General features: G+C 68.9%; 14 protein-coding genes. 9 read left to right on the forward strand and 5 right to left on the reverse strand.

All coding sequences use genetic code 11. The features are described 5' to 3' along the window. Positions 1–95 precede the first annotated feature (95 nt). From ACSFCA_RS05075 to ACSFCA_RS05090, 4 genes are all read left to right on the forward strand, one after another. The gene (locus ACSFCA_RS05075; protein WP_258350729.1) at positions 96–314 is read left to right on the forward strand and encodes a hypothetical protein; all 219 of its coding nucleotides are present in this window, start codon (positions 96–98) and stop codon (positions 312–314) included. Next, entirely contained in the window at positions 311–8,479 is an 8,169-nt protein-coding gene (locus ACSFCA_RS05080) for a glycoside hydrolase family 94 protein (RefSeq protein WP_435458832.1), read from the forward strand. The genes ACSFCA_RS05075 and ACSFCA_RS05080 overlap by 4 nt, the downstream gene beginning before the upstream one ends. Before the next feature lie 109 nt (positions 8,480–8,588). After that, positions 8,589–9,122: a hypothetical protein gene (locus tag ACSFCA_RS05085; RefSeq protein ID WP_435458833.1), complete on the forward strand. Its 534-nt coding sequence runs from the start codon at positions 8,589–8,591 to the stop codon at positions 9,120–9,122. A gap of 197 nt (positions 9,123–9,319) precedes the next feature. After that, a complete protein-coding gene (locus ACSFCA_RS05090) occupies positions 9,320–10,570 on the forward strand; it encodes an MFS transporter (RefSeq protein ID WP_435458834.1) in 1,251 nt (416 codons plus the stop codon). Between the two features lie 18 nt (positions 10,571–10,588). Here the strand turns inward: ACSFCA_RS05090 and ACSFCA_RS05095 are convergent, their stop codons facing one another. Then, positions 10,589–11,515: a LysR family transcriptional regulator gene (locus ACSFCA_RS05095; protein WP_435458835.1), complete on the reverse strand. Its 927-nt coding sequence runs from the start codon at positions 11,513–11,515 to the stop codon at positions 10,589–10,591. Between the two features lie 48 nt (positions 11,516–11,563). On the opposite strand from ACSFCA_RS05095, the gene ACSFCA_RS05100 reads away from it, so the two are divergent. Together ACSFCA_RS05100 and ACSFCA_RS05105 are read left to right on the forward strand one after the other, a co-directional pair. After that, a complete protein-coding gene (locus ACSFCA_RS05100; protein WP_258350733.1) occupies positions 11,564–12,088 on the forward strand; it encodes a GNAT family N-acetyltransferase in 525 nt (174 codons plus the stop codon). Next, positions 12,075–13,331 carry an MFS transporter gene (locus ACSFCA_RS05105; protein WP_435458836.1) on the forward strand — a complete coding sequence of 419 codons (1,257 nt, stop codon included), beginning with the start codon at positions 12,075–12,077 and terminating at the stop codon, positions 13,329–13,331. Before ACSFCA_RS05100 ends, ACSFCA_RS05105 begins: the two co-directional genes overlap by 14 nt. Here the strand turns inward: ACSFCA_RS05105 and ACSFCA_RS05110 are convergent. Beyond that, positions 13,325–13,720, reverse strand: coding sequence for a tautomerase family protein (locus tag ACSFCA_RS05110; RefSeq protein ID WP_435458837.1), 396 nt, complete (start codon positions 13,718–13,720; stop codon positions 13,325–13,327). The two genes, ACSFCA_RS05105 and ACSFCA_RS05110, sit on opposite strands and share 7 nt — an antisense overlap. Before the next feature lie 98 nt (positions 13,721–13,818). On the opposite strand from ACSFCA_RS05110, the gene ACSFCA_RS05115 reads away from it, so the two are divergent. Continuing rightward, positions 13,819–14,283, forward strand: a complete 465-nt coding sequence (locus tag ACSFCA_RS05115) for a winged helix-turn-helix transcriptional regulator (protein WP_258350736.1) — start codon at positions 13,819–13,821, stop codon at positions 14,281–14,283. Positions 14,284–14,445: 162 nt separating this feature from the next. Here the strand turns inward: ACSFCA_RS05115 and ACSFCA_RS05120 are convergent, their stop codons facing one another. The 3 genes from ACSFCA_RS05120 to ACSFCA_RS05130 are packed head-to-tail and all read right to left on the reverse strand — an operon-like array spanning position 14,446 to position 17,542. Beyond that, positions 14,446–15,729 (reverse strand): AI-2E family transporter, encoded by a 1,284-nt coding sequence (locus tag ACSFCA_RS05120; RefSeq protein WP_258350737.1) that lies wholly within the window; start codon positions 15,727–15,729, stop codon positions 14,446–14,448. Beyond that, entirely contained in the window at positions 15,726–16,472 is a 747-nt protein-coding gene (locus tag ACSFCA_RS05125; RefSeq protein ID WP_093049334.1) for a LytR/AlgR family response regulator transcription factor, read from the reverse strand. Before ACSFCA_RS05125 ends, ACSFCA_RS05120 begins: the two co-directional genes overlap by 4 nt. After that, on the reverse strand, positions 16,469–17,542 hold the full coding sequence (locus ACSFCA_RS05130) for a sensor histidine kinase (protein ID WP_375338485.1): 1,074 nt from the start codon (positions 17,540–17,542) through the stop codon (positions 16,469–16,471). The genes ACSFCA_RS05125 and ACSFCA_RS05130 overlap by 4 nt, the downstream gene beginning before the upstream one ends. A 56-nt stretch (positions 17,543–17,598) precedes the next feature. On the opposite strand from ACSFCA_RS05130, the gene argH reads away from it, so the two are divergent. Beyond that, positions 17,599–18,996 (forward strand): argininosuccinate lyase, encoded by a 1,398-nt coding sequence (gene argH, locus ACSFCA_RS05135; protein WP_093049331.1) that lies wholly within the window; start codon positions 17,599–17,601, stop codon positions 18,994–18,996. A gap of 19 nt (positions 18,997–19,015) precedes the next feature. Then, positions 19,016–20,494 carry a rhomboid family intramembrane serine protease gene (locus ACSFCA_RS05140; protein WP_258350740.1) on the forward strand — a complete coding sequence of 493 codons (1,479 nt, stop codon included), beginning with the start codon at positions 19,016–19,018 and terminating at the stop codon, positions 20,492–20,494. Positions 20,495–20,499: the final 5 nt, after the last annotated feature.

Here is a 20,499-nt window from a genome sequence, read left to right on the forward strand (position 1 = left end):
GCACCTGTAAGGTCATTTAAAAGGGTACGGTCGGACACGTTCACAGTTCTCGCAATCGCGCGGCAGCTCGAAGTCGTTACAAGGAGCCCGTTGCCATGCCAGTCCCGCAGTCCCTCACCCATTCGCCCATCGACTTCGTCGGCAACGACGCCAAGGCGCTGGCCTCCCACATGCGCCACTGCGCGCGCGCTCACGGGCGCTGGTTCTCGCTGCGAAGCCACATGCAACGGGTGCGCGCGCTCGCTGCGGGCCGCATCGTCACGATCGCCTGCGTGGCCGTGGTGCTGGGTATCGGTCTCTTCGCCATCGCTTGAGCGCCGCAGCCGTCGTCGATCGTCTCCAGGGACTCAGTCCGTACGCCCGGGCGCTGCTGCTCGGCCCGCATGATCCGGTAGCCGCACCGATCCGCGCCGAACTCTTCGGCATCCAGCGCTTCGAGCAGCACGGCCACAGCCTCGCCCGCGCCCAGGCGGTGGAAGAAGACCGCCGCCTCGCGCGCGAGGGGGCGCCCTTCTTTCCGCGCGTGGACGAAAACCTCGCGTCGCTGCGCAACGCCTTCGACTACATCGCGCTGATCTCGCTCAGCGGTCGCTATGTGTCGCCTGCGGCCGAGTGGCTGCTCGACAACTTCCACCTGGTCGAGGCGCAGCTCCAGCAGATTCACGACGGCGTGCCGCGCAGCTACTACGCGCGCCTGCCCAAGCTCGCCGCGCCGCCGCTGGCGGGCCTGCCGCGCGTGTACGGCATTGCCTGGGCCTACGTGGCCCACACCGACAGCGTGCTCAACAAGACGCTGTTCACAGCCTTCCTCAACGCCTACCAGGACATCGACGAGCTCACGCTCGGCGAGCTGTGGGCGCTGCCCACCACCCTGCGCGTGGTGCTGCTCGAAAACCTGCGCCGCGTGGCCGAGAGCATTGCCGAGAACAAGGTGGCGCGCGAGATCGCGCATGCCGCATGGGACGCCGCGCCGCACCTTTCGGTGCAGGACCTCGACGTGCTCTACCGCGCGCTGCAAAGCCACGGCCTGCAGGACAACTACCTCACGCAGCTGTGGCAGCGCCTGCCCGTCGAGCATGGCGAAGACATGCCCGCGCTGGTGCGCTGGACCGAGCAGCACTGCCCCAACGGACCGGCGCTGATCGGCGAAGCGCAGAACGCGCAGGCCGCCGCCAATCTCACGGTCGGCAACATCATCACCACGCTGCGCATGATCGGCCAGGTCGAGTGGAGCGACCTGATCGAGCCTGTGAGCCGTTCGCTGCGCGTACTGCGCGAACTGCCGAGCTTCGCCAACGAGAGCGAGCTCACGCGCCAGCAGATCACGCATGCGATGGAGCAGGTGGCGCGCAGCAGCGAACAGCCCGAGCGCGCCGTCGCGCAAGCCGTGGTGCAACTGGCCGCCAGCGCGCCGGCCGACGACGCGGGCGCGGAGACCGACCGCGCCGACGGCACCGCCGGCTACTACCTCTTCGGCAAGGGCAGGCGCGCGCTGATCGCGGCGCTGCAATCGAACGGCCATGCGGGCCGCGCCGGGCGGGCGCCCGACACGCGACAGGCACGCAGCCATCGCGGCTGGCGATTGCCTGTCTACGTCGGCTCCGTGGCGCTGGGCACCGCGCTGCTGCTGTTCGCCGTGGTGCACAGCCTGCCGCACCGCGAAGACTGGACCACCGTGCTGGCGCTCGTCCTTCTGGCATGGCCGCTGTCCGAAGCGCTGCTCGCGCTTGCGCAGCGCATCATGGCCGAGTCGGTGCGAGTGCAGGGCCTGCCGCGTCTGGATTTTGCGAACGGCATTCCCGAGCGGCACCGCGCGCTCGTCGTCATGCCCACGCTGCTGGGCTCGAACGCGAACAACGCACAGCTCGCACACCGGCTCGAACTGCACTGGCTCGCCAACCGCGAAACGCACGCGCAGTTCGCGCTGCTCACCGACTGGGCCGATGCACCGCTGGCCTCGCTGCCTGAAGACGGCCCGCTGCTCGACGACGCCCTGCAACGCATCGCCGCGCTCAACACCAAATACCCCGTGGCGCCCGGTGAGGCGCCGCGCTTCCTGCTGCTGCACCGCCCGCGCAGCTGGAGCGACACCGAGCAGCGCTGGATGGGCTGGGAGCGCAAGCGCGGCAAGCTGGAAATGCTGGTGCGCCTGCTCGCAGCCGGCGACGCCAGCGGCTTCCTGCCGCTCGCACCGGGCCTGCGGCTCGCCGCCGGCCGCACGCCGTATGTGCTGACGCTCGACAGCGACACCGGCCTGCCGCCCGGCGCCCTGCGCGACCTGGTGTCGATTGCCGCGCATCCGCTCAACGCACCCGAAATCGACGTGCAACGCCAGCGCGTGGTCGCCGGCTTCGGCATCCTGCAGCCGCGCATCGTCACGCCGTTTCCACAGCGGCACGAGCGCTCCTTCTTCCATTGGGTGTTCGCCGGCCAGTGCGGGCTCGACCCCTACGGCAGCGGCGCCTCCGACATCTACCAGGACGTGTTCGGCAGCGGCTCCTTCACCGGCAAGGGCCTGCTGAACGTGCGTGCGCTGCACGCCACGCTCGATCGCCGCCTGCCCGACGGCGCGGTGCTCAGCCACGACCTGCTCGAAGGCACGGTCGCGCGCTGCGCGATGGTGAGCGACGTAGTACTTGTCGAGGACCATCCGCACCATGCCGGCGTTGCGGCGTCGCGTGTGCACCGCTGGGTGCGCGGCGACTGGCAGCTGCTGCCGCTGATGTGGCGCGCGCGCCGCTTCGGCATCGACGCGCTGGGCCTCTGGAAGATGAGCGACAACCTGCGCCGCTCGCTGGTGGTGCCGGCTTCTTTCGCGCTGCTGGTGCTGGTGGTCTTCACGCAGGCCATGCCGCTGGGCTGGGCGCTGGCGGCAGTGGCGTCGGCGCTCACGCTGGGGCCACTGCTCGGTGCGCTGGCCGGGCTGGTGCCCACGCGCCGCGCCATCGAGCTGCGCCACTTCTTCGACGTGGGCGCGGTCGAGCTGCTGCGCGCCATGGCCGGTGCGGCCTGGCAGTTCGTGCAACTCGCGGCGCAAACTCGGCTGCTGCTCGACGCATGGTTCCGCGCGACGTGGCGCCTCGTGGTCAGCCGCCGGCACCTGCTCGAATGGACTACGGCCGCGCAGGCACAGGCGCAATCGAGCGGTCGCCTCACGCCCTTCCTGCGCAATGCCGCCGCGAGCAGCGTGGTGTGCGTCGCACTCGCGGTGGCGGCGCTCTGGAGCGCCTACCCGGTGATCGGCGCGCTGCTGTTCGTGCTGTGGGCGCTGGCGCCGGTCGCGGCCTGGTGGGGCAGCCGCACCGAGGCAAAAGCGCCAGACCCGCTCAACGCCGATCAGCGCACGTATCTCGAAAAGCTTGCGCACGACACCTGGCGCTTCTTCGAGCACGTGGTGGGCCCGGACGACAACCACCTGCCTCCCGACAACCTGCAGCTGGAGCCGCAGCCCACCGTTGCGCATCGCACCTCGCCGACCAACATCGGCATGTACCTGCTGGCCACCTGCTGCGCGCGCGAGTTCGGGTGGATCGACACCCCCGCCCTGCTCGCCCGCATCGCCGCCACGCTCGACAGCGTGGACCGCATGCAGAAGCACAACGGCCACCTGTTCAACTGGTACGACACGCAAACGCTGAAGCCGCTGCCGCCAGACTACGTATCGAGCGTGGACAGCGGCAACTTCGCGGGCCACCTCGTGGCCGTGGCGCAGGCCTGCCGCACCTTCGCGTCCGAAGGCTGCCAGCCGCATGAAGCACCCGCGCTAGAAGCACTGGCCGTGCGCTGCGACGCGCTGCACGCCGGCATGGACTTCAGCGGCCTCTACGACCCCAAGCGCCACCTGTTCCACATCGGCCTGCGGGTCGAGGAGAACGTGCTCGACGCGAGCTACTACGACCTGCTGGCCTCTGAGTCGCGGCTGCTGAGCTTCCTGGCGATTGCCAAGGGCGACGTACCGCGCCGCCACTGGATGGCGCTGGGCCGGCCGTTCCTGCTGGTCGGCTTCCAGCCCAGCCTGAAGTCGTGGTCGGGCTCGATGTTCGAGTACGTGATGCCCGCGCTGGTGATGACCGAGCCCACCGATGGCCTGCTGCAAGTGGCCAACGCCGCTGCCATTGCCGAGCAGCAGGCCTTCGGGCGGGCGCAGAACCTGCCGTGGGGCGTTTCCGAATCGGCCTACTTCGCACAAGACCACTCGCTGGCCTACCAGTACTCGCCCTTCGGCGTGCCGCGCCTCGCGCTGCGGCGCACGCCGCCCACCGACCGCGTGGTGGCGCCCTATGCCAGCGCCATGGCCGCGCCGTTCGCGCCCGGGGCGGCGGTGATCAACCTTGAACTGCTCGAATCGCTCGGTGCGCGCGGCGAGTTCGGCTTTCACGACGCGGTCGACTTCACCGTCTCGCGCCAGCCCGAGGGGCAGGACTTCACCGTGGTGCGCAACTTCATGGCGCACCACCAGGGCATGTCGCTGGTGGCGCTGTGCAACCTGCTGTGCGCCGACGCGCCGCGCCGCTGGTTCGGCAGCGCCGCGCTGGTGCAGGCGCACGAGTCGCTGCTGCACGAGCGCACGCCGCGGCAGATCATCGGCAGCGCCGATCCGCGCACGCCGCCCGAGCCCAGCCAGGCCGAGCTGGCGCCGCTGTTCCAGCCCCGCCTGGTCGACCCGATGGCACCCGGCTTTCAGCCCACGCACCTGCTGTCGAACGGCCGCTACACCGTTGCCCTGCGCGCCAACGGCGCCGGCGTGAGCCGCTGGCATTCGTTCAACGTGACGCGCTGGCGCGACGACCCGCTGCGCGACAGCTACGGCACCTTCTTCTTCGTGCGCGACGAGGGCACCCAGGAACTCACCTCGCTCACCGCCCTGCCCGCGCCGGGCGACGGCTGGCGCTACCGCACCCGCTTCCTGGCCGACCACGTGCAGTTCGACGCGACCGGCCCCGGCCTGCAGGTGCGTACCACTGTGCTCATCAGCCCCGAGGACGACACCGAGCTGCGCAACATCACGCTGCACAACTCGGGCGAGGAAACGCGCACGCTCGAACTGGTCTCGTACTTCGAGCCGGTGCTGTCGAACCCCAAGGCCGACGAGGCGCATCCGGCCTTCGCCAACCTGTTCGTCGAGTCGCGCTGGGAGCCCGCGTGGCGCGCGCTGCTGATGTCGCGCAAGCCGCGCCTGCATGGCGACGCGGTGATGGCCGCCGCGCACTTCCTGGCCTCGGCGGACGCGCACGTGCTCTCGGTCGACTGCATGACCGACCGGCGCGCCTTCATCGGGCGCAACCGCACGCTGGCCAACCCCGCGCTCGACGCGCAGCCGCTCACGCCCAACGGCAAGCAGGTCAACGGGCTGGACCCCATCGCCTGCCTGCGCGTGCGGCTGTCGATTGCGCCCGGCACCACCGCGCGCCTGAGCTTTGCCACCGCAGCCGACAAGAACATCGACGCGCTGATGCCCGGCATCGACCGCTACATGCAGCCGATGCACGTGGAGCGCGCCACCCGCATGGCCGCCACGCTGGCGCAGGTGCGGCTGCGCGACCTGAGCATCGCGCCCGCGCAGAACCTGGCGCTGCAGGACCTGACGACCATCCTCACCTACACCACGCCGCGCGTCATGCGCGACCGCGGGCTGATCGACCTGCGGCAGATCTGGCGCTTCGGCATCTCGGGCGACAAGCCCATCGTGCTGGTGCACATCCACTCGATGATCGGCATGGGGCTCATCAACACGCTGCTGCGCGCCCAGCCCTGGTGGGGCTTCGGCGGCGTGGCCTGCGACCTGGTGGTGCTCAACAGCGAGCCCAATTCGTACCTGATGCCGTTGCAGCGTGAAATAGAAAGCCTGCGCGCGCGCGTCGCGCAGCAGACGCAGAACAGCTTTCCGCGCAACGACACGGCCGGCTTCTACCTGCTGCGCGACCAGGACGTTGTGCCTTCGGAAAAGGCCGCGTTCTCCAGCCTGGCGCGCGCGGTCTTCACGGCCGACGGGCGCCCGCTCGAAGTGCAGGTGGCTGCGCTGCACGAGGCCCGCAACGACACGGCGGCATCGACGGTCGCCGCCGCCGCCGCGCTGCCAAGCGTGCCCCTGCTGCCGCGCCCCGCCCCGACGCCATCGGCCAACGCCCCGACCGGTGACTTCGACGCCGGCACCGGCGAGTTCTGCTTCGAGGTCGGCGCGGGCCGGCGCACGCCGCGGCCGTGGATCAACGTGATCGCCAATGCGGGCTTCGGCTTCCAGGTGTCCGAGTGGGGCACGGGCTTCACCTGGGCCGGCAACAGCCGCATGCACCAGGTGACGCCGTGGTCGAACGACCCGGTGCAGGACCCGGCCTTCGAGCACTACCTGCTGCAGGACCTTGCTTCGCGCGAGATGCTGCCGCTGACACCTGCTGGTGGCAACTCAGGCAGCGCACGCCACCGTGTGCGACACGGACAGGGCTACACGGTGTTCGAGCACAAGGCGAATGGTCTCGCGCTGGAAACCACCTTCTTCGCCGACCGCGACGAGGCCGTCAAGCTCGTGCATGTGCGCGTGCGAAACAGCGGCACCGGCACGCGCCGCCTGCGCGCACTGGCCATGGCCGAGTGGCAGCTTGGCGATGCGCGTGGCACGCGGCGCACCGTGCATTGCTGGAAGCCGGAAGACCAGCCGACCGTGTTCGGCCAGCAGCGCGAATCGGGCGCGGGCTTCGGCGGCAGCACTGCCTTCATGCTGCTGGCGGGGCTGCAAGGTGCCACGCAATGGACCTGCGACCGCAATGAATTCTTCGGCGATCGCGGCATGGTCGAAGTGCCCGACACGCTCGCACGGCGTGCCGGCAGCGGACTCGACGCCTGCGCGGCCATCGGCGGCGAATTTGTGGTGGCGGCCGGCGACACCGCCAGCTTCACCTTCGTGCTGGGCCATGCGAACAGCGCAGACGCCGCACTCGAACTCTCTCGCCGCTGGCGCCAGCGCGACGTGCCCGAAGCACTGGCGCAGGTGCGCGGCTTCTGGGACGAGCTGCTCGGCCGCCTGCAGGTGCGCACGCCCGACCCGCTGTTCGACGCGCTGGTCAACCGCTGGCTGATCTATCAGACGCTGGCCTGCCGGCTGTGGTCGAAAGCGGGCTTCTACCAGGCGGGTGGCGCCTTCGGCTTTCGCGACCAGCTGCAGGACGCAATGGCCTTCGCACTCACCGACCCGGCGCGGCTGCGCGAGCAGATCCTGGTCAACGCGGCGCGGCAGTTTCCCGAAGGCGATGTGCAGCACTGGTGGCACATGCCCGGCGGTGCCGGCGTGCGCACGCATTTCTCGGACGACCTGCTGTGGCTGCCGTATGCGTCGGCGCACTATGTCGAGGTGACGGGCGACCCGTCTCTGCTCGACGAGATGGCCGGCTTCATCGAAGGCCCCGCCATTCCCGACGGCGCCGAAGACGCCTACTACGCACCTCAGCGCAGCGGCCAGATGGCCAGTGTGTTCGAGCACAGCGCGCGCGCCATCGACCGCAGCCTGAAGACCGGCGTGCACGGCCTGCCGCTGATGGGCACCGGCGACTGGAACGACGGCATGAACCGCGTGGGCAACGAAGGCCGCGGCGAATCGGTGTGGCTCGCGTGGTTCCTGTGCAGCGTGGTCGCGCAGTTCGCGCCGCTGGCACAGGCACGCGGCGAACACGAACGCGTCGCGCGCTGGACGGCGGCGCGCACCGGCTGGATCGCCGCGTTGCACGATGCCGGCTGGGACGGCGCGTGGTTCCGCCGCGCCTTCTTCGACAACGGCGCGCCGCTGGGTTCGTCGTCCAACGACGAATGCCGCATCGACCTGATTGCGCAGGCGTGGTCGGTGCTGTCGGGCGCCTCGGACGCGGCGCACACGGGGCCGGCGATGGAATCCGTCAAGAAACTGCTGCACGACGAACCGGCCGGACTGCTGCGCCTGCTGACGCCGCCTTTCGCGCGTTCGGGCAACAACCCGGGCTACATCCAGGCCTACCCGCCCGGCGTGCGCGAGAACGGTGGACAGTATTCGCACGGTGCGGTGTGGGCGCTGATGGCGCAAGCGCTGCAGGGCGACCACGAGGCCGCGTGGCGGAGCTTCGAGGGACTGAGCCCCGCACATCGCGCACAACACCCCGAGCGCGGGCCGGCCTACGAACTGGAGCCCTACGTGATGGCGGGCGACATCTACGGTGCCGCGCCCTACGTGGGCCGCGGCGGCTGGAGCTGGTACACCGGCTCGGCCGCGTGGCTGCATCGTGCGGCGGTCGAAACGCTGCTGGGCCTGAGCGTGAAAGGCCGCCAGCTCTCGCTGACGCCGCGCGTGCCCGCGCACTGGCCGGGCTTCGAGATCGCGCTGCGACTCGGCGCGCGCAAGCTCACGCTGCAATGGGGCGATGTGCAAGGTGCTGCCGCCTCCACGCATCAGCTGGCGGTGGGCGAATGGATCGACTGGCAGGCGCTGCCGGCCGATGCGGTGCTGCGGGTGGGATGAGCCGGCACTCACGGTGGGCCTAGACTCGCAACCAGACCTCGCATGAGGTGCCGTGACTCGATCACGCATCCGACATTCCATCGTTTCCCGAAGCGGCGCTACCCAGAACATGAGCACCACCAAGATCCAGTTCCGCCGCAAGGTCATCGTCATCGTCCTGCTGTGCGTGGCCGTCGGTGGCGCCGTCGTCCAGCATTACGCGACACCCGGCACCACCACACGCGACATCGCCACGCTGCTGATGGTGCTGTGGGTGCCGATCATCGGCAACGTGATTGCATGGCTCATCAGCAAGCGCCCGCGCCGTGCGCCGCGCGCACCGGCAGTCGCGTCGCCGAGCTTCGACACGGCCGGTACCTTCACGCCGCATGCACGCGTAGAGCTCATCTTCCGCAAACCCGCGCTGCCCTCGCAGGACGTGCCGATTGCGCCGGGTGAATACCGCTGCGCGCTGGTGATCGACAAGGAAGGCTTCTCGGCGCGCTGGGTCGTTCCACCGGGCGATGCGCTGGAGCGCGGCAAGCCTGCGGCGCTGGAGGTCGAATTCCTCTCACCGGCCGTGGCGCAACCGAAGTTTGCGCAGGGTGCGGCCTTTCGTGTACTGATCGGCGACTCGTTCATCGCCGACGGCCGGGTGCTGTAGCTGCGGACCGTGCCAGCAAAGCCAGCAAATACGGATACGCGGATGGCTACAGCCATCAAAAGGGTCGATTGTTCGCCCCAGGGAAACTGACTACTGCTCCCCGGTGTCTTTGTCGCGGAGGCGACGGCTCGCACACTCCAAAGCCTCTTCACCAGCATTGGCCCACGCGTCGCCGATGCTTCCAAGGACCGCTTCCCATGATGAATTCCCCAAGCAGCAACCCGTGCATCGACGACCTCGCTGCATCGGCGCCGGTCTCCGCACCGGCTCCTGCGTCCCGCTCCGCATGGCTCGCCGTCAGCTCTATCGCCGTCGGCACCTTCGCGATGGTCTCGACCGAGTTCATGCCCATCGGCCTGCTGACCGACATTGCGCGCGGGCTCAACGTGTCCGACGGCACGGCCGGCCTGATGGTCACCATGCCCGGCGTGCTGGCCGCCTTCGCCGGCCCGGCGTTGATCGTGGCGTCGGGCAAGCTCGACCGCCGCACCGTGCTGATCGCGCTCACCACGCTGCTGATTGCCTCGAACCTGCTCGCCGCCTTCGCGCCCAACTTCGGCACGATGCTGGTGGCGCGCCTGCTGCTCGGCCTGTGCGTGGGCGGCTTCTGGACCTTTGCGCCCGCCGCTGCCACGCAGCTGGTGCCACATGCATCGCAGGCACGCGCCATGTCGCTGGTACTGGCCGGTGTGTCGGCCGCCACGGTGCTCGGGGTGCCGGCAGGCTCGTTCCTCGGCACGCTGTTCGGCTGGCGCGCCTCGTTCGCCGTGACCGGTGCGCTGGCGGCCGTCGTGCTGCTGGTGCAGCTGTGGCTGCTGCCCGCGATTCCGCCGGTGCGCGCCATCGGCGCACGCGACCTGCTGACGCCGCTCACGCGCCGCATGGCGCAGGTCGGCCTGCTCGCGGTGCTGTTCTTCATCGCCGGCCACTTCGCGGCCTACACCTACCTGAAGCCGCTGCTGCAACAGGTGTTCGGTCTGGCGCCCAACTCGGTTTCGACGCTGCTGCTGGTCTACGGCGCGGTGGGCTTCGTCGGCACCTTCGTCGGCGGCAGCCTGGTGGCGCGCAGCGTGCGCGGCACCACCCTGCTGGCGGCGCTGATGCTCGCCACCGCCCTGCTGCTGACGACGGTGATCGGTTCCGGCTTCGTGCCCGGCGCGGTGGTGGTCGTGATCTGGGGCGTGGCCTTCGGCCTGATCCCGGTGGCGCTCACGGGCTGGATGATGGAAGCGGTGCCCGACGCACCCGAAGCCGGCCAGGCCCTGCTGGTGAGCGGCTTCCAGGTGGCAATTGCCTCCGGCGCGCTGATCGGTGGCGTGACGGTCGACAGCTTCGGCATCTCCAGCGCGATGGTGCTCAGCGGTGTGCTGGTGCTGATTGCGGCGCTGATCGTCGGCACGCTGGGCCGGGCACGCGGCGGTGCATCGCTGACTGCGGTTCCGGAATAACACGGCACTGAAGACCGATCAGCGGCGGCCGGGCTTCTTTCCGGCCGCCACGATCGCATCGAGCACCACGCGCAAGGCCTTGTTGACGGGCTTGTCCCGCCGGATCACCACGGCCAGCGTGCGGTGCATGCGGGGATTCAGGCGGCTGGTCTTCAGCTCCGGGTGGGCGCCGCGCCCCACCATCGACATGCCGGGCACGATGGCATAGCCCAGCCCCGCGGCCACCATCTCTTTCATCGCCTCGACGCTGCCCAGCTCCATCACTGGCTGCGGCTGCAGGCCACCGGCGGCGAACCAGCGGTCGACCAGCTTGCGCGTGTTGGCGGCGGGCTCGAACAGCACCAGCGGCAGCGCGCCCAGATCGGCCGGTGCCACCCTCGCCTTCAGCGGTGCGAGGTCCGCCCGGCCGATGGCGACGAACTCGTCGTCGAGCACCGGAATCACCGTCAATGGACGACCAGCCGCCGGCAACGTGACCAGCGCAAGGTCGAGGCTGTTCTCTTCCACCTTGCGCGCCTGGTCTTCGGTGTTGCCGGTGCTGACCACTACGCCCAGCTCCGGAAACTGTTCACGCAGGCCACGCAGCACGGCCGGCAGGAAATGCAGGCAGGCCGTCGCGCCGGTGCCAAGCCGCACGCGGCCCGCGATGCCGCTGGCGTGGTCGGCCAATGCATCGACGGCGTTCTCCACCGCGGTCTCGATGTGTTGCGCGTGGCGCAGCAGCTCCATGCCCGCGGGCGTGGCCTTCGCGCGCTTGCCGACCCGCTCGACGAGGCGCACCGCCAGGTGGCGCTCCAGCTGGCGAATCTGCAGGCTCACAGCCGGCTGCGAGATGCCGAGCCGGTCGGCCGCCGCCGAGAAGCTGCCCGTTTCGATCACCAGCCCGAAGGACTTGAGCTGGTCGAGGTTCAGTGATTTGTCCAAAGTATTTCTTATGCCTCGCATAGGTCAGCGAAGCTTCACTTATCAAGTGTGGATCGTCAAGATCGGGCCATGTCATCTCCATGCCTCACTTCCGCTACCGTTGAAATCCTCGACGCCGAGCCGCACCACATGGCCGCGGTGCAGGCCATCTACAGCCACTACGTGCTGCACGACCTGTGCTCCTTCGAGGAAGAAGTGCCCACCGTCGAGCAGATGCAGGCGCGCCGCACCGATGTGCTCCAGCGCGGCCTTCCCTACCTTGTCGCACTGAAGGACGGCCAGGTGGTCGGCTATGCCTACGCCACCGCCTACCGTGCCCGTTCCGCTTACCGCCACACGGTGGAAGACTCGATCTACGTCGCGCAAGGCATGCACGGCCATGGCATCGGCAAGGCACTGCTGCGCGAAGTGATCCGGCGCTGCACCGACGGCGGCTTCACGCAGATGGTGGCGTGCGTGGGCAACAGCGCCAACACGGGCTCGCTGCGGCTGCACGAAAGCCTGGGCTTCGAGCAGGTCGGCGTGCTGCGCGACATCGGCTTCAAGTTCGGGCAGTGGGTCGACACCGTGCTCCTGCAACGTGCATTGCGCTGAGCCCGCCCCGCAGCGCGGCTGGCTGGCGCTGCTGTGCACGAGCCGGCTGCTGCAGGCGATGATCGTCACGGCCTATTCCGGCGTGCTCCCTTTCATGATGGCCGACTGGCACATGACGGCCGCGCAGGCCGGCTCGATCCAGAGCGCCTGGCACGTGGGCTACATGAGCTCGCTGTTCGCCGTGGGCCTGCTGGCCGACCGCTACGGGCCGCACCGCATCTTCTTCGCCGGCAGCGCCATCAGCGCGATGGCGGCACTGGCCTTCGCCGTCTTCGCGCGCGACCATCTCTCGGCGATGCTGCTCTACGGCCTGGCCGGGCTGTGCGCGGGGGCCTCGTACACGCCGGGCCTGCAGCTGCTGGCGCGCAACGCCGAGCCCGCCGTGCGCGGACGTGCGATGGGCCTCTTCATCGGTTCGTCGTCGATGGGCTATGCGCTCTCGCTCGCGGTGGTGGCGGCATTCAGCCATCTGCAGCACTGGCGGCTGGGGCTGCTGGTCGCGGCGGGCTGCACCGTGGCGGGCGCATTGCTGACGCTGCAGGCGCTGCGCCGCATGCGGCCGCCTTTGGTGCCCGTGCCCGGCGCGGTCCGCGAAGGCACCTGGCACGCGCTGGCCGCCACGGTGCGCGACAAGCCCGCGATGGCGGGCAACTGGGCCTACGCCTTCCATTGCTGGGAGCTCATGGCGCTGTGGGCGTGGCTGCCGGCCTATCTGGTGGCGTCGTCGGGCACGACGACGTCGTGGCAAGGCGCGGGCATCGCGCTTGCCGCGCTGGCGCACCTCGTCAGCGTGTTCGGCAGCATCGCGGGCGGCGCGGCTTCCGACCGGCTCGGCCGCGCGCGGGTGATGATGATCGCCACCGTCGCGAGCCTGTGCATGTCCTTCGCCTTCGGCTGGATGTGGAGCTGGCCGCTGTGGCTGCTGGCAGCAGCCGCCGCCATTTACAACCTGCTCGCCATTGCGGATTCTTCGGTCTACTCGACCGCGCTGGCCGACGTGGTGGCGCCGCACCGGCTGGGCGTGGCGTACTCGGTGCGTTCGGTGATGGGCTTCGGCGCGGGTGCGCTCAGCCCGTGGGTGTTCGGCCTCGCGCTGGACTGGGGGCAGACGCGCTTCGGCCTGGGCAGCACGCACGGCTGGGTGGCAGCGTGGAGTTCGGTCGGGCTGGGCGCGCTGCTGGGGCCGTTGATGATCGCGCGCTTCTCACGGCTGCACCGTGCGCACGCGGCTGCTGCTCACTGAGCTTCTTCGCCTTCCGACCACTCGGGGCTGTAGCCGCCGAGCGTCGGGTGGTACATCTCGTCGCCCGAATGCTGGGTGAACTCGACATTGAGCCGGTCTTCGCGCAGGCCCAGGATCTCGATGCAGTCGCGGCACAACGCCTTGGCCACTTCGAGCCGCAGTTCGGCCGAACGGCCGCGCCGGATGTCGCACATGAGCACCGACACCTCGGCGGGCTCGCCGTCCACCATGCGCCACACGCCGCCCTCGCCCACTTCGCGGATCGCGATGCTGATGCGGCGGATGTCGACGCTCATCATCTGCGCATAGGTTTCGCTGAGTTTTCTTGCAAGGCGTTTCTTGTCGGCCACGGGATGGCGGCCGTTCACGTCGAGTTGGAGATAGGGCATGTGGGGATTCCTTCAGGCTGATCCTAGTCATTGCGGTTTTACTCTGCAACCGAACGGCCATTGCGGTCTAAACTCGCGCCCAACGCAGGAAGAAAGCCATGGCCCGAAGAAGAAGCCTCAAAACCGACGCATGCCCGATGGCACGCGCGCTCGAGATCGTCGGCGACCAGTGGTCGCTGCTCGTCATCCGCGATGCGTTCGACGGCATGAAGCGCTTCGGCGAGTTCCAGCAGAGCCTGGGTGTTGCGAAGAACATCCTGTCGGACCGGCTGAAAAACCTGGTGCAGGAAGGCGTGCTCGACCTGGTGCCCGCCTCCGACGGCTCGCTCTACCAGGAGTACGTGCTGACGGCCAAGGGCAAGGGCCTCTTCCCCGTGGTGGTGGGCCTGCGGCATTGGGGCGAGGCGCACCTGTACGCCAAGGGCGAGCGGCATTCGGTGCTGCTCGAGCGCGACAGCGGCAAGCCGGTGCCGAAGATCGACCTGCGCACGCGCGACGGAAAGCCGCTGGACCCGGACCTTACCTTCGTAAAGAAGCTGCCGTCTAAAGCAGGCTCTCGCTGATGAACGGGAAAAGCAGCCACAGCTGCAGCCGGTCGCCCGATTCTCGGCGCTGTCTTCGCTGGTGGGTGCAGTGTCGCTGTCGCGCGCGGTCAACGACGAGGCTCTTTCGCGGGAGATCCTCACCGCTGCGGCGGGCGAGTTGAAGGCCTTGCTGGGCCAGGCCTACTCCCCCAGCAGCTCTCCAATCGGCTGCAGGTCTTCCACCCGATCGCAGATCGACTTGATCACCATCGTGATCGGAATGCCCAGCAGCAGGCCCCAGATGCCCCAGAGCCAGCCCCAGAAGATCACGCCCACGAACACTGCCACCGGGTTCATGCGGCTGGTGCGGCTGGTGAGCCAGGGCATCAGCAGGTTGCCGATGATCGTGTGAATCGCCAGCGACACGCCGCCCACCACGATCCCCATCTGCAGGCTGTTGAACTGCAGGAAGGCCACCAGCCCCGCGGCCGCCAGCACGATCACCGAGCCGATGTAGGGAATGAGGTTGGTCACGGCCGCGATGATTCCCCACACCGCCGCGTTCTCCACGCCGAGGGCCCAGAACGCCAGCCCGGTCGCCACGCCCACCACCCCGCTCACCAGTATCTGCACCAGCAGGTAGCGCTCGATGTTGCGGGTGATGTCGTCCAGGACGTGCACGGTGACCTTCTTCTTCTGCAGGCTCGACCCGGTGATCTTGATGAGCTTGCGGCGGAAGGTGTCGCCCGAGCACAGCGCGAAGTAGGTGAGGAAAGCCACCAGCGTGAGCTGCCCCATCGCGCTCAACAGCCCGACGGTGCCGCTCAGCAGGTAGTCGCGCACATTGAAGCCCGGCCGTTCGATGACCACGCGCGCCACGCCCTTGCGCGCGGCGACGCGGGCGGAGTTTTCTTCGGCGGCTTTTTCGAGCTGCGCGGCGGCCTGCTGCACGCTTTCGAGCGGCGTGGCGCTGGCGCCCTTGTCGCGGCGCATGGCCTGGCCGAGCTTCTGCGCGGCCACCGGCAGCGAATCGAGCAGCTGCGAGGCGCTGCCCGAGAGCGAATAGCCGGTCCAGCCCAGCCCACCGAACAGCCCCACGAGAATCAGCGCCGCGCCGATCCAGCGCGGCAGCTTCCAGCGATGGAGCAGGTCCACCAGCGGCGACAGCGCGTAGGTCAGCAGCAGGCTCAGCATCAGCGGAATGAACACGGCCTGGCCCCACTGCAGCGCGAACACGCTGGCCAGCACGGCGAGCACCACCAGCGAGGCGCTACGCACGTCGACGGGCATGTGCAGCAGCAGGCGGTCGCGTGCGGGTGCGGGCGGCTCTGGCTCCGGTTCAGGCTCGGTCACCGGTTCGGGCTCTTGCGCCTCGGGCGCAGGTGCGGGCTCGACCGCTGCGGCCTGCGGTGGCTCGGTGGCCGGCTCCGGCTTCAGTTCCGGCGGCGGTGGCGCCTCGGCAGCCGCGGGCTTGTCGTCGCTCATCGCGCTTCCTTGAGCACTTCGCGCACTGCGGCAAGCTGACGGCGCGACACGGCCACGGGCTCGGGAATGGCGTCCAGCCGCAAGGCCCAGCCTTCGGCGTCCTCGCCGTCGTCGTATTTCTCCAGCGCGCGAATCGCCGAGCGCGCCACCAGCGCATTGCGGTGCACGCGCAGGAAGCGGTTCGGATAGCGCTCCTCGAACTCGTTGAGCGAGCCGTCGAGGATGTGGCTGCGCGTGGCGGTGCGCACGGTGAGGTACTTGTATTCGGACTTGAGATAGAGCACTTCAGACAGCGGCACACGCTCGGCGCGGCCTCGGTCCTGGATCAGCACCGTCTCGGGCACGGCCTCGGCCTGCAGCGCGCGACGCTCCTTCAGGAAGCGCTCTGCCTTCTGCAGCGCCTGCTGCAGCCGCTCGGCGCGCACGGGCTTGGTGAGGTAGTCGACCGCATCGAGGTCGAAGGCCGTCACCGCGTGGGTCGCATGCGCGGTCACGAACACCACGGCCGGCGCATCGGAGCGGCTGCGCAACGCGCGCGCCACCTCGATGCCGTCGACGCCGGGCATGTGCACGTCGAGCAGCACCAGGTCGAGCGCCATCGTGGTCAGGTGCTGCAGCGCCTCGGCGCCCTGCGAGGCCTCGGCCACCACCTCGGCGGCGGGCGATGTGCAGTCGCGCAGCAGCGTGCGAAGGCGCGAGCGCGCCAGGGCTTCGTCGTCAACGATGAGTGTCTTGAGGGTCATGATTCGGCGGGGATCGCTATGCGCACCCGGTAGCTTTTCTGGTCCATGCCGGCGCTGAACTGCATCTGCATGTCGTGCAGCAGCCGCAGGCGGTCGCGCACGTTGGCCAGCGCAATGCCGTGGCCGCGCGGCAGCGGCTCGTCGGCCCAGCGCAGCGGCGGCAGGCTGTTGACCACCTCGATCACCACCATGGAACCGCGCCGCTCGGTGCGAATGCGCAGCCTGGCGCCCTCGGGGCTGGGCTCCACGCCGTGCTTGATGGCGTTCTCGACCAATGGTTGAAGCAGCAGGGGCGGCAGGCGCGCGTTGCTGGCGGCGGCGTCCAGGTCCCAGCGAATGCGCAGGCGGTCGCCGAAGCGCACCTGCTCGATGGCCAGGTAGCGCTCGGCCAGCGCGATCTCGTCGGCCAGCGTGCACGATTCGCCCGGGTCGGCCAGCGCCTGGCGGAACAGCTCGGCCAGGTCTTCGAGCATGGTCTCGGCCTTGGCCGGCTCCTCGCGCACCAGCGCGATGGCGCTGTTGAGCGTGTTGAACAAAAAGTGGGGGCGGATGCGCGACTGCAGTTCTTCCAGCCGGGCGGTGGTCGCCGCCGGCGTCTGGCCACGGGCGCGCAGCACCATCGCGGCCATCACCAGCCCCGCGAACAGGGCGCCGGTCAGCGCACTGGCCAGCCACGGCGCGCTGGCAAGCACACCCGTCAGCCGCAGCAGGCCGCAGCCATATAGCGCCGACACCGCACCGAGCACGGCCCCGGCCGCGTACTGCCCCTGCTTCGGCAGGCGCCGCAGCGGCTTCTTGAGCCCGCAGGCACTCACCAGCCACATCAGGGTGGCTGGCAGGGCCCCGCCCGTGACCGTGGCCGTCTGCACCAGCCATTCGCCGGGCGTGGAGGCCACGAACAGGGTGGCGATGGCCACCACCGCCTCGACGAACACCACGGTGCGCAGCACCACCCCGATCTGGCAGGCGTCGAAGATAGATGGGTCGCCGCGCAGGGGCATGCGCACCCTTTCCGACGATGACGGGGGCGTGGGGGTAGAGCTGGCCGATAAAATCGCCGGGTTGCGCATCGCAGACATCAGATCCATCGGGTGACCAACCCATTATTGCCTCCTGGACGGCTCCCATGACCCAAAACCAATTCGACAAGAAATCCGAAGCCTGGTCGGCCCTTTTCTCCGAACCGATGAGCGACCTGGTGAAGCGCTACACCTCCAGCGTCTTCTTCGACAAGCGCCTGTGGCAGGCCGACATCCAGGGCTCCCTGGCCCATGCCGGCATGCTCGCCGCACAGGGGATCATCGGCGTGCAGGACCACGCCGCCATTGAACGCGGGATGGCGCAGATTCGCGCCGAAATCGAATCCGGCGCCTTCGAGTGGAAGCTCGACCTCGAAGACGTGCACCTGAACATCGAGGCCCGCCTGACCCAGCTGGTCGGCGACGCCGGCAAGCGCCTGCACACCGGCCGCAGCCGCAACGACCAGGTCGCCACCGACGTACGCCTGTGGCTGCGCGGCGAAATCGACCTCATCGGCGACCTGCTGGTCGAGTTGCAGAAGGCACTGGTGGACATCGCCGAGAAGAACGTCGACGTGATCCTGCCGGGCTTCACCCACCTGCAGGTGGCGCAGCCGGTGAGCTTCGGCCACCACATGCTGGCGTATGTCGAGATGTTCAGCCGCGATGCGGAACGTATGGGCGAGGTGCGCAGGCGCGTCAACCGCCTGCCGCTGGGCGCCGCCGCGCTGGCCGGCACCAGCTACCCGCTCGACCGCGAACTGGTCGCCAAGACGCTGGGCATGGACGGCGTTTGCCAAAACAGCCTGGACGCCGTGAGCGACCGCGACTTCGCCATCGAATTCACCGCTGCCGCCAGCCTGTGCATGGTGCACATCAGCCGCATGAGCGAAGAACTCATCCTGTGGATGAGTCAGAACTTCAGCTTCATCCAGATCGCCGACCGCTTCACCACGGGCTCGTCGATCATGCCGCAGAAGAAGAACCCCGACGTGCCCGAACTGGCGCGCGGCAAGACCGGCCGCGTGGTCGGCCACCTGATGGCGCTCATCACCCTCATGAAGGGCCAGCCGCTGGCCTACAACAAGGACAACCAGGAAGACAAGGAGCCGCTGTTCGACACCGTCGACACGCTCAAGGACACCCTGCGCATCTTTGCCGAGATGATCGGCGGCATCACCGTGAAGCCCGAAGCCATGGAAATGGCTGCGCTGCGCGGCTACGCCACCGCCACCGACCTGGCCGACTACCTGGTGAAGAAGGGCCTGCCCTTCCGCGACGCGCACGAAACGGTGGCGCATGCCGTCAAGGCCGCCACCTCGCACAAGGTCGACCTGGCCGAGCTGCCGCTGGCCGTGCTGCAGCAGTTCAACCCGGGCATCGAGAAGGACGTGTACGACGTGCTGAGCCTGCGCGGCTCGCTGAACGCACGCAACATCCTGGGCGGCACCGCCCCGGCGCAGGTGAAGGCGCAAGTGGCGCGCCACCGCGCCCGCCTCGGCTGATCGCACCGGCGGCCGCACCGTGTTCTACGCCATCCCGCTCGAGAACAAACCGAGCTGGCGCAACCCACCGTGGATGACGGTGCTGCTGATCCTCCTGAACATGCTCGTGTTCTGGGGGCCGCAGCGCAGTGAAGAGAACACGCGCGAGCGTGCCGCCAACTACTACACGAAGAGCGTGCTGCCCGAACTGGAGCTGCCGCCCTTCGTCGAATGGCTGGAAAAAACCGACCCAAAGCGCGGCAAGCTCGCACGGCGCATGCTGCCGCATGAAGAGGCCTATCCGCAGCTGCTGGAAGGCCTGCAGAACGACAAGAAGTTCCTGGCGAAGCTGCGGGCCGACGAGGTCATCAAGCCCACGAACCCGCAGTACGGCGAATGGAAGCGCGACCGCCAGCAGTACGAGGCGATGCTGCCGGCGCCCTTCACCGAGCGCTGGTCGCAGGACTACAACAAGGATGCCGAGTTCAAGCCCTGGACCTGGATCACCGCCGCCTTCCTGCACGGCAGCACCGGCCACCTGCTGGGCAACATGCTGTTCCTCTTCCTGTTCGGCTTCTCGGTGGAGCTGGCACTGGGCCGCGGCACCTACCTGACGTTCTACCTGCTGGGCGCCGTCGGCGCCTCGGCGCTGGCCGGCTGGGCCTATGCCGGGAAGGAAGGCTACGGGCTCGGCGCCTCGGGCGCCATCTCGGCGCTGATGGGCATGTACGCGGTGATGTACCGGCTGCGGCGCATCCGCTTCTTCTACCAGCTGTTCTTCTATTTCAACTACGTCACAGCGCCGGCCTTGCTGCTGCTGCCGGCCTGGATCGTCAACGAGCTGATGCAGCACTGGCTGGGCGGCCAGGGCATCGCCTACATGGCCCACCTGGGCGGCCTGCTGACCGGCGCCGCGCTGATGACCGGCGCCATGCTGCTGGGCCGCGTGAAGACGCCCGAAACCGTCAAGTCGGAAATGACGAACGACGACGATCACTTCGATGCGCACGTGGCCGCCGCACGCCGGCTGGCCGCCGCGATGAAGTTCGAGCCCGCCTGCGCCGAGTGGCGCGCCGCCGCCGCCCTGCGCCCCAACGACGCCGACACGCTGCGCGCCTGGTTCAACACCGCGCGGCTGCAGCCCGCGAGCGACGACTTTCATCAAGCCGCGCGCCGCATCTTCCGCCTGCCTGGCACCGACCCCGAGACGATCGCTTTGCAGCACACCAGCTACAAGACCTACCTCGACCAGGCCAAGCCGGGTTTGCGCCTGAAGCCCGACGACATGGCCCGGCTCGCGCGCCGCTTCGCCCGCATCCGCGAGTTCGGCGATGCCGACATGCTGTGCCGCATCCTGCTGAAGACCGCGCCCGACCATCCGCAGCTGGCCGACACACTCTCCGTGTGCGCCAACGGACTGCTGCATGCCGGCGAACGCGAAAAGGCATTGGGCCTGTTGCCGCACCTGCTGCGGCTGGCGCCGAACGACATGGTGACGCGCGCCCTGCAGCGCGCCTGACAAGC

Source organism: Variovorax multivorans, assembly GCF_051216835.1.
In the GTDB taxonomy this organism is placed as follows: domain Bacteria; phylum Pseudomonadota; class Gammaproteobacteria; order Burkholderiales; family Burkholderiaceae_C; genus Variovorax.